11 protein-coding genes and 1 tRNA gene are annotated in these 15,921 nt (G+C 67.7%); 10 read left to right on the top strand and 2 right to left on the bottom strand.

Translation table 11 applies throughout. The features are described from left to right. Genes trpC through pyk form a run of 7 tightly spaced genes read left to right on the top strand, consistent with a single transcriptional unit; the run spans position 1 to position 11,421 of the window. Positions 1-777 carry an indole-3-glycerol phosphate synthase TrpC gene (gene trpC / locus MO1_RS03585; RefSeq protein WP_036308998.1) on the top strand — a complete coding sequence of 259 codons (777 nt, stop codon included), beginning with the start codon at positions 1-3 and terminating at the stop codon, positions 775-777. After that, positions 774-2,033 (top strand): tryptophan synthase subunit beta, encoded by a 1,260-nt coding sequence (trpB, locus tag MO1_RS03580; protein WP_036308999.1) that lies wholly within the window; start codon positions 774-776, stop codon positions 2,031-2,033. The genes trpC and trpB overlap by 4 nt, the downstream gene beginning before the upstream one ends. Continuing rightward, complete coding sequence (trpA, locus tag MO1_RS03575; protein ID WP_060915230.1) at positions 2,030-2,830, top strand: tryptophan synthase subunit alpha; 801 nt, start codon at positions 2,030-2,032, stop codon at positions 2,828-2,830. Before trpB ends, trpA begins: the two co-directional genes overlap by 4 nt. 10 nt (positions 2,831-2,840) lie before the next feature. After that, on the top strand, positions 2,841-3,812 hold the full coding sequence (lgt, locus tag MO1_RS03570; protein ID WP_036309002.1) for a prolipoprotein diacylglyceryl transferase: 972 nt from the start codon (positions 2,841-2,843) through the stop codon (positions 3,810-3,812). Between the two features lie 53 nt (positions 3,813-3,865). Beyond that, complete coding sequence (gltB, locus tag MO1_RS03565; protein ID WP_036309004.1) at positions 3,866-8,470, top strand: glutamate synthase large subunit; 4,605 nt, start codon at positions 3,866-3,868, stop codon at positions 8,468-8,470. Next, positions 8,463-9,929: a glutamate synthase subunit beta gene (locus tag MO1_RS03560; RefSeq protein WP_036309005.1), complete on the top strand. Its 1,467-nt coding sequence runs from the start codon at positions 8,463-8,465 to the stop codon at positions 9,927-9,929. Before gltB ends, MO1_RS03560 begins: the two co-directional genes overlap by 8 nt. Before the next feature lie 43 nt (positions 9,930-9,972). Continuing rightward, entirely contained in the window at positions 9,973-11,421 is a 1,449-nt protein-coding gene (gene pyk, locus MO1_RS03555; protein WP_036309007.1) for a pyruvate kinase, read from the top strand. Between the two features lie 53 nt (positions 11,422-11,474). Here the strand turns inward: pyk and MO1_RS03550 are convergent. Continuing rightward, positions 11,475-11,560, bottom strand: a tRNA-Leu gene (locus tag MO1_RS03550). A gap of 57 nt (positions 11,561-11,617) precedes the next feature. Here MO1_RS03550 and MO1_RS03545 point away from each other — a divergent pair. Together MO1_RS03545 and MO1_RS03540 are read left to right on the top strand one after the other, a co-directional pair. Next, a complete protein-coding gene (locus tag MO1_RS03545) occupies positions 11,618-12,241 on the top strand; it encodes an ANTAR domain-containing response regulator (RefSeq protein ID WP_052009368.1) in 624 nt (207 codons plus the stop codon). Positions 12,242-12,248: 7 nt separating this feature from the next. Then, positions 12,249-12,761 carry a GNAT family N-acetyltransferase gene (locus MO1_RS03540; RefSeq protein ID WP_036309011.1) on the top strand — a complete coding sequence of 171 codons (513 nt, stop codon included), beginning with the start codon at positions 12,249-12,251 and terminating at the stop codon, positions 12,759-12,761. Positions 12,762-12,768: 7 nt separating this feature from the next. Here MO1_RS03540 and MO1_RS03535 read toward each other — a convergent pair whose 3' ends face one another. Further along, positions 12,769-13,200: a PaaI family thioesterase gene (locus tag MO1_RS03535; RefSeq protein WP_036309014.1), complete on the bottom strand. Its 432-nt coding sequence runs from the start codon at positions 13,198-13,200 to the stop codon at positions 12,769-12,771. A gap of 82 nt (positions 13,201-13,282) precedes the next feature. Here MO1_RS03535 and polA point away from each other — a divergent pair, with 82 nt between their 5' ends. Further along, positions 13,283-15,910 (top strand): DNA polymerase I, encoded by a 2,628-nt coding sequence (gene polA, locus MO1_RS03530; protein WP_060915229.1) that lies wholly within the window; start codon positions 13,283-13,285, stop codon positions 15,908-15,910. Positions 15,911-15,921: the final 11 nt, after the last annotated feature.

The following is a 15,921-nucleotide window of genomic DNA, read 5'->3' as shown; positions in this document are numbered from 1 at the left end:
GTGCTCGCCGACCTGACGGCCGGCGCGGTAGAGGATGCACGAGAGCGGGAGAGCGTCCGCCCCTTGGCGGTCGTGGAAAAACTCGCCCTCGCCCAGTCTGCTGCGATCGATGCCCTGGCAGCTCTTGCGCCCGCAGAACGCGTCAAGATCATCGCGGAGGTCAAGCGAGCGAGTCCGTCTCGCGGTGACCTCGCCGACATCCCCGATCCGGCACTGCAGGCGCGACGGTACGAGATCGGCGGAGCCTCTGCGATCTCAGTCCTGACCGAGCAACGCAAGTTCAAGGGGTCATTGGCCGACCTCGAGGCAGTGCGTGCCGCGGTCACCCTCCCGGTGCTCCGAAAGGACTTCATCGCGACGCCCTACCAGGTGCTCGAAGCACGTGCGGCAGGGGCCGACCTCGTCCTGCTGATCGTTGCCGGCCTCGAGCAGAAGGTACTCGCCGAGCTCTACGCCCTCGTGCAGGAACTCGGTATGACGCCGCTCGTCGAAACGCACTCCGCAGAAGAGGTGGCGCGCGCCAACGACATCGGCGCTCGCTTGATCGGGATCAACGCGCGCAATCTCTCCACCTTCGAGCTCGACCGGGACCTCTTCGGCCGGCTCGCCCCCGAGCTCCCCGACGGCGTGATCAAGATCGCCGAATCGGCGGTGCTCTCACCCGCCGACGTCGCTCACTACCGCTCCGCGGGTGCCGACGTCGTCCTGATCGGTGAAGCCCTCGTCACGAACGACCCCGTGTCGACGCTCGCCGCGTTCCTGGAGGCAGGTTCATGAGTCTTCGCGAAGCCAGCGGTCCTTTCTTCGGTGATTTCGGCGGGCGCTACATGCCCGAATCGCTCATCGCCGCGATCGACGAACTGACAGCGGTCTACGAGGAGTCGAAGGCGGATCCGGCCTTCGCCGCCGAGTTCACGCACCTGCTCAACGTGTATGCCGGGCGCCCGTCCGCCCTCACGGAGGTGCCGCGGTTCGCCGAGCACGCCGGCGGTGCGCGGGTCTTCCTCAAACGCGAGGATCTCAATCACACCGGTTCGCACAAGATCAACAACGTCCTCGGTCAGGCGCTCATCACGAAGCGCCTCGGCAAGAAGCGCGTGATCGCGGAGACCGGAGCAGGTCAGCACGGCGTCGCCACCGCGACGGCCGCAGCGTTGTTCGGTTTCGAGTGCACGATCTACATGGGCGAAGTCGACACCGAGCGTCAGGCCCTCAACGTCGCACGGATGCGGCTTCTCGGCGCCGAGGTCGTACCCGTCACGACCGGCTCACGCACGCTCAAGGACGCGATCAACGAGGCGTACCGGGACTGGGTCGCCTCGGTCGACACGACGAACTACATCTTCGGTACCGCCGCGGGCCCTCACCCGTTCCCCGCCATGGTGCGCGACTTCCAGAAGATCATCGGCGAAGAGGCTCGACAGCAGCTCCTCGACGAGATCGGTCGCCTTCCCGACGCCGTCATCGCCTGCGTCGGCGGCGGATCGAACGCGATCGGCATGTTCAACGCCTTCCTGGATGACGACGACGTCGCGCTCTATGGTGTCGAAGCAGCGGGCGACGGCGTCGACACGCCGAAGCACGCGGCATCGATCGCTCGTGGGCGGCCCGGCATCCTGCACGGTGCCAAGACCTTCGTCCTGCAGGACGAGGACGGCCAGACGACCGAGTCCCACTCGATCTCTGCAGGGCTCGACTACCCGGGCGTCGGGCCGGAGCACGCGTGGCTCTCGAGCATCGGGCGCGCCCAGTACATTCCCGCCACCGACACCGAGGCGATGGAGGCTCTCCGCCTCCTCAGCCGCACCGAGGGCATCATCCCTGCCATCGAATCGGCGCACGCCCTTGCCGGTGCTCTTCGTATCGGCAAGGAGCTCGGTCCCGACGCGGTCCTCGCGATCAACCTCTCGGGACGCGGTGACAAGGACATGGACACCGCCGCGCGCTGGTTCGAGCTGTACGACGCCGACAAGGAGCCCGTCGAGGTCCCCGGTGACCTCGAACACGGCAGCGGCGAAGGAGTCGAGCTGTGACGTCTCGGGTGTCCGCCGCCATTACCGCAGCGAAAGAGGCGGGACGCGGCGCGTTCGTCGGCTACCTTCCCATCGGCTACCCCGACCTCCAGACGAGCATCGACGCGGCGGTCGCCCTCGCGGAGAACGGTGCCGACATCCTCGAGCTGGGCCCGCCGTACTCCGACCCCGTCATGGACGGCATCGTGATCCAAGAAGCCACGCAGGCCGCTCTCGCGGCCGGATTCCGCTTCCGCGATACATTCACCGCGGTACGGGCGATCGCTGAGCGTGTGGATGTCCCGATCGTCGTCATGACGTACTGGAACCCGGTGTTCCAGTACGGCGTCGACCGATTCGCCGACGACCTCGTCGCGGCAGGCGGTGCCGGCCTCATCACTCCCGACATCACGCCGGACGCGGCCGCGGATTGGATCGCCGCGTCGGAGCGCACGGGCCTGGACCGCATCTTCCTCGCCGCGCCCTCCTCGACCGAGGAACGCATCGCGATGATCGCCGAGCACTCCACGGGCTTCGTCTACACCGTGTCGACCATGGGCATCACGGGGGAGCGGGCCGAACTGGATGCCGCCGCTCGGGCTCTCGTCGATCGACTTCGCGCCCACGGCGTCGAGAACGCCTGTGTGGGCATCGGCATCTCGACCGCCGATCAGGTCGACGGCGTCCTCCACTACGCCGACGGCGCGATCGTGGGGACCGCTCTCGTGCGTGCGCTCCGCGACGGTGGTGTGGCGGGTCTCGCGGCCACGGCACGCGAACTGTCGCGCGGCGCAGGGCCACAGTCCGTCACCGCGTAGACTCGCCGTCGTGACTTCTGCAGCCCTCTCCGTCGTCGCGAGCATTCCCAGCCCGCCGATCAGTTCGTTCCAGCTCGGCCCGCTGACGATCCACTTCTATGCCCTCTGCATCCTTGCGGGCATCGTCGTCGCGACGTTCTGGACCAATCGCCGTCTCACTCAGCGTGGCGCCGAGCCCTGGGTCGTCATCGACATCTGCCTGCTCGCGGTGCCCCTCGCCATCATCGGCGCGCGCATCTTCCACGTGGTGACCCACCCCGGGTTCTACTTCGGCGAGGGCAAGGACCTCTGGGCGATCTTCCGCATCTGGGAAGGCGGCATCGCGATCTTCGGCGCTCTCATCGGCGGCGCGATCGGTGCGTGGCTCGGCTGCAAGTGGAGCGGCATCCGCTTCTGGACGTTCGCCGACGCACTCGCCCCGGCGCTCCTTCTCGCGCAGGCCTTCGGCCGCTTCGGCAACTGGTTCAACCAGGAGCTGTACGGCCTGCCCACAGACCTCCCGTGGGGTCTGAAGATCGATTACCCGAACTCCGCGTGGCCGGCAGGCCTTCCGGAGGACACCCTGTTCCACCCGACCTTCCTGTACGAGGTCATCTGGAACGTGATGGGTGTCATCGTCATCGCCGCCGCCGGACGTCGCTTCCACCTCCAGTGGGGTCGCCTGTTCGGCCTGTACCTCGTCTGGTACTCCGCCGGCCGCATCGTCTGGGAGTCGATCCGCATCGATCCGAGCGAGGTCTTCCTGGGTCTCCGCACGAATGTGTGGGCTGCGATCTTCGGTGTCGTCGTGGGTCTCGCGATCATGATCGTGCAGAAGCGCCGTCACCTGGGGTGGGAGCCTTCGCCGTACCAGCCCGGTCGCGAGTGGACGCCTCCGGGCGGGGTACACTCGCAGGAAACCGATGACTTCGTGGACGTGAGCGCACCCCCCGCGTCCGAAGAATCCTCCGACGGGGCCACAAGCTCAGTCACCACCCGATAGCACCGCAGGGCCGACGTCGTCCCAGGTTGAGCACCCATGTGAGGACGGTAGGCATGCCCTCGAGCTCCCGTCACGAAGACACCACGACCCGGCCGGCCGGAGTCATCCCCGGTGGTTCGTTCCCTGCGAAGCAGGGGATGTACAACCCGGCGTTCGAAAAGGACGCCTGTGGATTGGCGATGGTCGCGACTCTCCGCGGAGAGGCCGGTCACGACATCGTCGATCTGGCGTTGACCGCGCTCCGCAACCTGGAGCACCGCGGTGCGATCGGGTCGGATGCCGGAACCGGTGACGGCGCCGGCATCCTGACGCAGATGCCCGACGCATTCCTGCGTGCCGTGGTCGATTTCGACCTGCCGTCGGTGGGGGAGTACGCGGTGGGTCTCGCGTTCCTGCCGACCGACCACGACGAGCGCGCCGCGCAGAAGCGCGCCGTCGAGGAGATCGCCGCGAACGAGGGCCTCACGGTCCTCGGCTGGCGCGTGGTCCCCACCGCCGACGAGAACCTCGGCAAGCTCGCCTTCAACGCGCGGCCCGCCTTCGAGCAGTTGTTCGTCTCACGCCCTGCGGTCGGCGATGCGCCTGCGCTGTCGGGCATCGCGCTGGACCGGCGGACGTACCGGCTCCGCAAGCGCGCGCAGCACGAGCTCGATGCGTACTTCGTGTCCCTGTCGAGTCGCACGCTCGGCTACAAGGGCATGGTGACGACGCTCCAGCTCGAGCCGTTCTACCCCGACCTTCAGGACGAGCGTTTCGCGACCGAGCTGGCCGTCGTCCACTCGCGCTACTCGACCAACACCTTCCCGTCGTGGCCGCTCGCGCAGCCGCTGCGGATGCTGGCGCACAACGGTGAGATCAACACCGTCAACGGAAACCGCAACTGGATGCGGGCGCGGCAGTCGCAGCTCGAATCGGAACTCCTGGGCGACATGCGTCCGCTGCTCCCGATCTGCAGCCCCGGCCAGAGCGACTCCGCCTCGTTCGACGAGGTCCTTGAACTCCTCACCCTCACGGGCCGGAGCCTGCCTCACGCGATCATGATGATGGTCCCGGAGGCGTATGAGAAGCAGACCGACATCCCCGACGACCTGCGCGCGTTCTACGACTACCACTCGATGCAGATGGAGCCGTGGGATGGCCCGGCCGCCCTCATCTTCACCGACGGCTCGCTCGTCGGCGCGACCCTCGATCGCAACGGTCTCCGACCGGGTCGCTGGACCGAGACGACCGACGGCATCGTCGTCATCGGCAGTGAGACCGGCGTGCTGGACTTCGAGCCCGAACGCATCAAGCGGCGCGGTCGACTCCGGCCCGGACGCATGTTCGTCGTCGACACCGCACAGGGTCGCATCGTCGAGGACGACGAGATCAAGCAGGACCTCGCGTCGATGCACCCGTGGCAGGAGTGGCTCGACGCGGGTCGCGTCCGCCTGAAAGACCTGCCCGAGCGCGAGCACATCGTGCACCCGATCGCCTCCATCACCCGTCGTCAGCGCACCTTCGGGTACACCGAAGAGGAGGTGCGGATCCTCCTGACACCCATGGGACAGACCGGAGCCGAGCCTCTCGGCGCGATGGGCTCCGACACGCCGATCGCCGTCCTCAGCGAGCGCCCGCGCCTGCTGTTCGACTACTTCGTGCAGCAGTTCGCGCAGGTCACGAACCCGCCGCTGGACTCGATCCGTGAAGAGGTCGTCACTTCCCTCGGGCTCGGTCTGGGCCCCGAGCGCAATCTGCTCGACGCCGGTCCCGATCACACGCGGGTCATCACGCTCGACTTCCCGGTGATCGACAACGACGAGCTCGCCAAGCTGCAGAACATCGACCGCGCCCTGCCGGGTCGCCGGTCCATCACGATCCGCGGGCTCTACCGCGCCGACGACGCGGCGGATTCCCTCCGCTCGCGGCTGGACGAGATCTGCGCAGAGGTGGATGCCGCCATCGCCGACGGCGTGGAGTTCATCATCCTGAGTGACCGCGACTCGACGTCCGACCTCGTGCCGATTCCGTCGCTTCTGACCCTCTCGGCCGTGCACCACCACCTGATCCGCAATCAGAACCGCATGAAGGTGGGCATCGTTGTCGAGGCGGGGGACGTGCGCGAAGTGCACCACGTCGCGACCTTGATCGGGTACGGCGCGTCGGCGGTCAACCCGTACCTCGCGATGGAGACGGTCGAATATCTCGTCCGTGCGGGATACATCACCGGCGTCTCGCCGGAGAAGGCCGTCCGCAACCTCATCTACGCGCTCGGCAAGGGTGTGCTGAAGATCATGTCGAAGATGGGGATCTCGACGGTGTCGTCGTACGCCGGCGCCCAGGTCTTCGAAGCGGTGGGACTGTCCCAGGACTTCATCGACACGTACTTCACCGGGACGGAGACGAAGCTCGGCGGCATCGGCATCGAGGAGATCTCCCGCGAGAACCTCGCGCGCCACGAGTTCGCCTACCCGGCCGACCAGGCGGCCCGCGCGCACGAGCGCCTGTGGACCGGGGGCGAGTACCAGTGGCGGCGAGACGGGGCATCCCACCTCTTCAACCCGGAGACGGTGTTCCGCCTGCAGCACGCGACCCGGACCCGCCGCTACGACATCTTCCGCGAGTACACGCAGATGATCGACGAGCAGGCTGCGGATCTGAAGACCCTGCGCGGGCTGTTCCGGCTGAAGTCCGGCGTGCGGCCGGCCGTGCCGATCGACGAGGTCGAGCCGGTCTCCTCGATCGTGAAGCGATTCTCCACGGGTGCGATGAGCTACGGCTCCATTTCCAAGGAGGCGCACGAGACGCTCGCGATCGCGATGAACCGTCTGGGCGCGAAGTCGAACACGGGCGAAGGCGGCGAGGACGTCGATCGCCTGCTCGACCCGGAGCGTCGCTCCGCGATCAAGCAGGTCGCATCGGGGCGCTTCGGCGTCACGAGCATGTATCTGACGCACGCCGACGACATCCAGATCAAGCTCGCTCAGGGCGCCAAGCCCGGCGAAGGCGGACAATTGCCTCCGGGCAAGGTCTACCCGTGGATCGCGCGGACACGCGGTGGCACTCCCGGCGTGGGTCTGATCTCCCCGCCGCCGCACCACGACATCTACTCGATCGAAGACCTCAAGCAGCTGATCTTCGACGTCAAACGGGCCAACCCCTCCGCGCGCGTGCACGTGAAGCTCGTGAGCCAGTCGGGCATCGGTGCGGTGGCGGCCGGTACGGCCAAGGCCCTGGCCGACGTCATCCTCGTGTCCGGTCACGACGGGGGAACGGGCGCGAGCCCGATGAACTCGTTGAAGCACGCGGGTACTCCGTGGGAGCTCGGACTCGCAGAGACGCAGCAGACGCTGATGATCAACGACATGCGCGGCCGCGTGGTCGTGCAGGCCGACGGCCAGCTCAAGACGGGGCGCGACGTCCTCGTGGCAGCCCTGCTCGGTGCGGAGGAGTTCGGGTTCGCCACGAGCGCGCTCGTGGTCGAGGGCTGCATCATGATGCGCGTCTGCCACCTCGACACCTGTCCCGTCGGTGTCGCGACCCAGAACCCCGAGCTGCGCAAGCGCTTCACGGGCAAGGCCGATCACGTCGTGAACTTCATGGAGTTCATCGCTCAGGAGGTTCGCGAGTACCTCGCCGAGCTCGGTTTCCGCTCCATCGAAGAGGCCGTCGGGCACACCGAGGTCCTCGACGTCGAGCAGGCGGTCGACCACTGGAAGGCCTATGGCCTCGACCTCTCGCCGATCCTCCGCGGACCGGTGTTCGGCGACGATGCGCCACGGCACCGCGTGCGCGAGCAGGATCACGAACTCGAAGAGCACTTCGACGTCGCCCTCCTCGATCGTGCCCGCGACGTCGTCGAACACGGTGGCCACCTGACGATCGATCTGCCGGTGCGCAACACCGAGCGCGCGGTCGGCACGATGCTCGGCCACCACGTGACCAAGGCCCACGGCGAGAACGGGCTCCCCTCGGGCACGATCGAGGTCAACCTCACCGGCTCTGCAGGGCAGTCCTTCGGCGCGTTCCTGCCGTCGGGTATCACGCTGCGGCTCGAGGGCGATTCGAACGACTACGTGGGCAAGGGCCTGTCGGGCGGCGAGATCGTCGTCCGCCCGCCGCGCACGGCGTCATTCGACGCCTCGCAGAACGTCATCGCCGGAAACGTCATCGGGTACGGCGCGACGCGGGGATCGATGTTCCTCCGCGGTGTCGTCGGTGAGCGCTTCCTCGTCCGCAACTCCGGCGCGACGGCGGTCGTCGAAGGCGTGGGCGACCACGCGCTCGAGTACATGACCGGCGGTCTTGCCGTCATCCTCGGTGCGACCGGCCGCAACCTCGGAGCCGGGATGTCCGGCGGTTCGGCGTACGTGTACCGCCTCGACGAAGCGCTCATCAACCGTGAGGCCATCGCCTCGGGCGAGTTGGAGCTGCACGAACTCGGCTCCGGCGACATCGAGATCCTCCGCGATCTGCTCACGCGGCACGTCGAGGAGACCGAGTCCGACCTCGCCGAGCGACTGCTCGCGAACCTCGACACCGAGGCCGCGAACTTCACGCGCGTCCTGCCGCGGGACTACGCGGCTGTCCTGAAAACCCGCCAGGAGGCGGCCGCCGAGGGGCTCGACCCCGACAGCGACGTCGTCTGGACCCGCATCCTGGAGGTGACCGGTGGCTGATCCCAAGGGCTTCCTCAAAGTCACCGAGCGCGAGCTCCCGCCGCGCCGGCCCGTTCCCGTTCGCATCATGGACTGGAAAGAGGTGTACGAGCAGGGCGACCAAGCCGTGCTGCGTCGCCAGGCCGGCCGCTGCATGGACTGCGGCGTCCCGTTCTGCCACCAGGGATGCCCCCTGGGCAACCTCATCCCGGAGTGGAACGACCTCACGTGGCGGGGCGAGGGACGTGCCGCCATCGAGCGCCTGCACGCGACCAACAACTTCCCGGAGTTCACCGGTCGGCTGTGCCCGGCGCCGTGCGAGAGTTCGTGCGTCCTCGGCATCAACCAGCCCGCGGTCACGATCAAGCAGATCGAGGTCTCCACGATCGACGAGGCGTTCGCCCACGGCTGGGTCGAAGCGGAACCTCCCGGTCGACTGACCGGCAAGACGGTCGCCGTGGTCGGCTCGGGGCCTGCCGGTCTCGCGGCCGCGCAGCAGCTCACCCGCGCCGGCCACACCGTCGCCGTGTACGAGCGCGACGACCGCATCGGCGGGCTGCTGCGCTACGGCATCCCGGACTTCAAGATGGAAAAGCGCCACCTCGAGACGCGACTGCGTCAGATGCGCGATGAGGGAACTCGCTTCCGCGCCGGCGTCGAGATCGGCAAGGACCTCTCGTGGGAGGACCTCCGCGCCCGATACGACGCGGTCGTCATCGCGACCGGCTCGACCGTTCCTCGTGACTTGGCCATCCCGGGCCGCGACCTCGACGGCGTCCACTTCGCCATGGAATACCTCGTCGAGTCGAACAAGGCTGTGGCGGGCGACCAGGTGCCGCACCAGATCCACGCCGAGGGCAAGCACGTCGTCGTCATCGGCGGCGGCGACACCGGTGCCGACTGCATCGGTACTGCGCACCGGCAGGGCGCGATCAGCGTCACGAACCTCGCGATCGGCACGCAGCCCCCCGAGGCGCGACCCGACCACCAGCCCTGGCCGATGATGCCGACCCTGTTCGAGATGGCTTCGGCCCACGAAGAAGGCGGGGAGCGCACCTTCCTCGCGTCCACCGTCGAATTCCTCGGCAACGACGCGGGTGAGGTTCGTGCCCTCCGAGTCGCCGAGACGGAGTTCGTCGACGGCCGTCGCGTTCCCAAGAGCGGGACGGAGCGCGAGATCCCCGCGGACCTCGTGCTCATCGCGATGGGCTTCACCGGCCCCGAGCGCACTGCTCTCGAGCACCAGCTCGGCGCCGTGTTCACCTCGAACGGAAACGTCGAGCGCGCCGACGACTGGCAGGCCACGGCACCCGGTGTGTTCGTCGCCGGCGACGCCGGTCGCGGCCAGTCCCTCATCGTCTGGGCGATCGCAGAAGGGCGCGCGGCGGCTTCGGCCGTCGACGAGTACCTGATGGGGTCGACCAGCCTCCCGGCGCCGGTCCGTCCGACCGACGTCGCGATCGGTCTGCAGCACGCCTAGGCTGAGACCGTTCCCAACATCACTACCCGACGGAGCTATTTCTGTGAGACGCGCGAAGATCGTCGCTACTCTGGGTCCCGCCACCGAAAGCTACGAGATGGTTCGAGCCATCATCGACGCTGGTGTGGACGTGACCCGCTTCAACCTCAGCCACGGCGACTACGCCGACCACGACGCCCGGCTGGCCAACGTCCGGAAGGCGTCTGAGGATGCCGGCCGTGCCGTCGCGGTCCTCGTCGACCTGCAGGGCCCCAAGATTCGGCTCGGCCGATTCGCCGAGGGTCCGCACTTCCTCGCCGTCGGAGACGTGTTCAAGATCACGACCGACGACATCCCCGGCACCAAGGAGATCGTCTCCACCACGTTCAAGGGCCTGCCCGCAGACGTGAACACCGGCGACTTCCTCCTGATCGACGACGGCAAGGTCCGCGTCCAGGTGACCGGTGTCGAGGGCTCCGTCGTCACGACGGAGGTCATCGTCGCCGGCTACGTGTCGAACAACAAGGGCATCAACCTGCCGGGAGTCGCCGTCAACGTTCCGGCCCTGTCCGACAAGGACGAGGCGGACCTCCGCTGGGGCCTCCGCGCCGGCGCAGACATCATCGCGCTGTCGTTCGTGCGCAACGCCGCCGATGTGACGCGCGTGCACGAGATCATGGCGGAGGAGGGCCGGAAGGTCCCCGTGATCGCGAAGATCGAGAAGCCGCAGGCCGTCGACGCGCTCGAGGAGATCATCGACGCCTTCGACGGCATCATGGTCGCCCGTGGTGACCTCGGCGTCGAGCTGCCCCTCGAGGCGGTCCCGATCGTGCAGAAGCGCGCTGTGGAGCTGTGCCGCCGCATGGCGAAGCCCGTCATCGTCGCAACGCAGATGCTCGAGACGATGATCGAGAACCCCGTGCCGACCCGCGCCGAGACGAGCGACGTCGCGAACGCCGTCCTCGACGGTGCGGACGCGGTCATGCTCTCGGGCGAGACGAGCGTCGGCAAGCACCCCGTAGGTGTCGTCGAGACGATGGCTCGCATCATCGACGCGACCGAGACCCACGGCCTCGAGCGCATCCCCCCGCTGACCGCCAAGCCGCGGACGCAGGGTGGCATCATCACCCTCGCTGCGAACGAGGTCGCCGAATTCGTCGAGGCGAAGTACATCTGCCTCTTCACCGAATCGGGCGACACTGCTCGTCGCATGTCGCGTCTGCGTTCGGGCATCCCGATGCTCGCGTTCACGATCGAGCCGGCGATCCGTCGCCGTATGGCGATGACCTGGGGCATCCAGTCCGCCCTCGTCGAGCACGTGGCCCACACGGACCTCATGTTCCTCCAGGTCGACGACTACTTCCTGTCGCGTGGCCTCCTGCAGGAGGGTGACAAGGTCGTCGTCATCTCCGGGTCCCCTCCCGGAATCATCGGCGCGACCAACGACATCCGCATCCACAAGATCGGCGACGCCGTGCACGGCAAGGCCCCGATCTACAAGGCGGAGAGCTGATCGCACGCCCCTCACGCACGAAACGGCGCCCCTTCGGGGGCGCCGTTTCGCTGTGGTGCCGGTGGTGGGAGTCGAACCCACACGCCCTTTCGGGCAACCGAGTTTGAGTCGGTCGCGTCTGCCATTCCGCCACACCGGCGCGCGCCTCAACGACGATACCGCAGGATGCGGGTGCGCCCTGGCCTAGGATGGACGAGTGACTGAGCAGGAACCCCCCATCGCCCCCCAGGCAGCCCCGGCTCCCCGACGCGTCGTCGTCGCGGAGGATGAGTCGCTTATCCGCCTCGACATCGTCGAGATCCTGCGTGACAGCGGCTTCGACGTGGTCGGCGAGGCGGGTGACGGCGAGACCGCCGTCCAGCTGGCCACCGAGCTTCGTCCGGACCTCGTCATCATGGACGTGAAGATGCCGATCCTCGACGGCATCAGCGCCGCCGAGAAGCTCAGCAAGAACCACGTCGCCCCCGTCGTCCTCCTGACGGCCTTCAGCCAGAAGGAACTCGTCGAGCGTGCGAGCGAGGCCGGCGCGCTGGCCTACGTCGTGAAGCCCTTCACCCCGAACGACCTGCTGCCTGCGATCGAGATCGCGCTGGCGCGCTACGAGCAGATCATCACGCTCGAGGCCGAGGTCGCCGACATGGTCGAGCGTTTCGAGACCCGCAAGCTGGTCGACCGTGCCAAGGGTCTTCTCAACGAGAAGATGGGCCTCTCCGAGCCCGAGGCGTTCCGCTGGATCCAGAAGGCGTCCATGGATCGTCGTCTGACGATGCAGGACGTCGCGAAGGCGATCATCGAGCAGCTGGCTCCGAAGAAGTCCTGACGCGGTCGTGATCGTCGAGCTCGAGCTCCCGATGGAGCTCCACTCGCGTCGTGGGCCGGTTCTGCTGAGGCGAGCGGTGCCCTCGGATCTGGACCCGATCATGGCTCTTCTGTCGGACGATCCGGTCAGCTCTGGACGCGGCGACGTTTCCGCCGAGTCCGATCGACCCCGTTACGGGGCCGCGCTGCAGCGCACCCTCGCGGCGGAGGGGAACGATCTCCTCGTCGTCGAGAGCGGCGGGCGAGTCATCGGGACGATGCAGCTGACGGTGATCCCCGGAATGGCCCGCCGCGGCAGCACGCGACTGATGGTCGAGGCTGTGCGGGTGTCGAGCACCGAACGTTCCGGCGGCATCGGCGGCGCGATGATGACCTGGGTCGCGGAAATGGCCGCTCCTGCGGTGGGGGCATCCCTCGTGCAGTTGACGTCGGATGCCGCGCGCGTCGACGCCCACCGGTTCTACACGCGGCTGGGCTTCGTCGACTCGCACGTCGGCTTCAAGCGGGCCCTCCCGCGCTGAGTGCGGGTCAGGATGCCGGAAGGTCCCGCACCATGTTGGTGATGCGGACCGTCGAACAGCGCCGACCCTGATCGTCCGTCACGACGATCTCGTGGACCGTGAGGCTCCGACCCAGGTGCAGGGGAGTGCAGACGCCTGTGACCCAGCCTTCGGTCGCCGAGCGGGTGTGGGTCGCGTTGATGTCGATGCCCACGGCGAGGCGGTCGGGCCCGGCGTGGAGATTCGCGTGCATCGAGCCGAGAGACTCGCCGAGAACGACATACGCGCCGCCGTGCAGGAGGCCCACCGGCTGTGTGTTGCCGGCGACGGGCATCCGTGCAACTGCTCGTTCCCGGCTGAACTCGACGAACTCGATGCCCATCTTCTCAGCCAGGGATCCCATGCCGCGGCTGGTCACCCACGCGAGCGCGTCGGACGGAGCGGAAAGGGACTCGGACATGGCTGTTCACCTTGCGGTCGGGCGGTGCCGGCCCGGCATCCGCGGGGAAGTCGATGTCGCGGGCCCGAACTAGGCTGGTTGGGTGAGCGACTCCGGAAAGCCTACTCTGCTCGTCGTCGACGGCCACTCGCTGGCCTACCGGGCGTTCTACGCCCTCCCGGTCGACAATTTCTCGACCAAGGACGGCCAGCACACCAACGGCATCTACGGCTTCCTGTCGATGTTCGTGAACCTCGTGAAGGCCGAGAAGCCGACGCACCTCGCGGTCGCGTTCGACACGTCACGGCAGTCGTTCCGCACCCGGGTCTACGAGGAGTACAAGGCGAACCGCTCGGAGTCGCCGGCCGAGTTCAAGGGTCAGATCCCGCTCCTGCAGGATTGCCTCGCCGCGATGGGCGTGCCCGTCCTCACGAAGGAGGACTTCGAAGCCGACGACATCCTCGCGACGCTGGCGACGCAGGGGATCGAGAGCGGTTTCCACGTTCTCGTCTGTTCGGGCGACCGCGACACGATCCAGCTCGTCACGGAGGACGTCACCCTCTTGTACCCGAGCGTGCAGGGTGTGTCCCAGCTCAAGCGCTACACGCCCGATGCCGTGGTCGAGAAGTACGGACTGCCGCCGGAGAACTACCCCGACATCGCCGCCCTGGTCGGTGAGACCAGCGACAACCTGCCCGGTGTCCCGAAAGTGGGGGAGAAGACCGCGGTCAAGTGGATCACCCAGTTCGGCTCGCTCGACGCGCTCCTGGAGCGCGCGGACGAGATCAAGGGCGTGGTCGGCGGCAACCTCCGCGAGCACCTCGACGACGTCCGGCGCAACCGCCAGCTCAACCGCCTTCTGCGCGACGTCCAGCTCGAGTACGCGCCCGAGGACCTCCTCATCCGTCCGCTCGACACGCAGGCGGTCCGCGACATCTTCGCGCGGCTCGAGTTCCGGACGCTCCTGCCGCGCGTGTTCGAGGCGTTCGACGCCACCGACGAGCCGCCTGCTCCGGAGGTGGCCGCACCCGAGCCGCAGCAGACGGATGCCGACTCCCTCGCCGCGTGGCTCGCCGAGCAGACGGGCGAACTCGCCCTCACGGTCACGATCGCGGGCGGACTTCCGACCCGCGTCGGTGTCGCGACCTCGGACGAGGTGCACGAGACGGCGTGGAACGACGCCGCGCGTGTCGCTCTCGCCCCGTGGCTCGAGAGCGATGCGGCCAAGATCATGACCGACGCCAAGCCGCAGGTGAAGGCGCTCCGTCGCGCCGGCGTGCGCCTGGGTGGACTCGCGTTCGACGTCCTGCTCGCCGGGTGGCTCCTTCGACCGAGCCTTCCCGACAAGAACCTCGCCGACCTGGTCGACCGGTACCTCGATGAGAAGCTGCCCGAAGCCGACCCGTCGCAGCTCGTCCCCGAGACCGAGGGCGCGACGCCCGGGCAGCTGGCCTGGTTCAGCCTGCGGGTCGCCGAAGCCGAACGCGACGAGCTGCCGGCATCCGTCTCGAGCGTTCTCGACGACATAGAACTCCCCACCCTCGGCGCCCTCGCCGACATGGAACTCGCGGGTGTCTCGGTGTCCCGCAACAAACTCTCGGGCTTCTCGGGCGAGCTCGCGGCACGGGCCGACGCCATTGCGCAGGAGGCGTACGGGATCATCGGCCGCGAAGTGAACCTCGGCTCGCCCAAGCAGCTGCAGGAAGTCCTGTTCGAACAGCTCGAACTGCCGAAGACCCGCAAGACCAAAACGGGGTATTCCACGGATGCCGCGGTCCTCGCCGACCTGCAAGATTCCCACCCTCACCCGTTCCTCGGTCTGCTCCTGCAGCACCGTGAGGCGACCAAGCTGCGGCAGATCATCGAGTCGCTCTCGGTCGGCATCGCCGATGACGGGCGGATCCACACGACCTACGTGCAGACCGGCAGCCAGACGGGACGCCTGTCGAGCACCGATCCGAATCTCCAGAACATCCCGATCCGCAACGAGGAATCGCGGCGCATCCGCGCCGCCTTCGAGGTCGGAGCAGAGTACGAGACGCTCCTGACGGCGGACTACTCGCAGATCGAGATGCGGATCATGGCGCACCTGTCCGGGGATCCCGGACTGATCGAGGCCTTCAACTCCGGCGAGGACCTGCACCGATTCGTGGGCGCTCGCGTGTTCGGCGTCGAGCCGTCCGAGGTGACCTCGCCCATGCGCACCAAGGTCAAGGCGATGTCCTACGGACTGGTGTACGGCCTGAGCGCGTTCGGCCTGTCGAAGCAGCTCCGCATCGAGCAGTCCGAAGCGAAGCAGCTCATGCTCGAGTACTTCGCCCGCTTCGGTTCGGTGCGCGACTACCTGCGCTCGTCGGTCGAGCAGGCGCGTATAGACGGCTACACCGAGACGATCTTCGGTCGCCGTCGACCGTTCCCCGACTTGACGAGCCCCAACCGAGTGCTCCGCGAGAACGCGGAGCGTGCCGCTCTGAACGCGCCCATCCAGGGAAGCGCCGCCGACATCATGAAGATCGCGCTCGTCGAGATCCACAGCGATCTCCGCGATCAGGGGCTCTCGTCCCGTGTGCTCCTGCAGATCCACGACGAACTCGTGGTCGAGGTCGCGACGGGGGAGTGGGACACCGTCGAGCAGATCGTCCGTACGCGAATGGGTGACGCGGCCGACCTGTCCGTTCCGCTCGACGTGCAGATCGGGCGCGGCAGCCACTGGGACGAGGCGGCTCACTGACGCGGAGCGTG

Source organism: Microbacterium oleivorans NBRC 103075, assembly GCF_001552475.1.
GTDB lineage: Bacteria > Actinomycetota > Actinomycetes > Actinomycetales > Microbacteriaceae > Microbacterium > Microbacterium oleivorans.
Note: the sequence above shows the minus strand (reverse complement) of the source record. Positions and strands in the feature narration are given on the sequence as shown.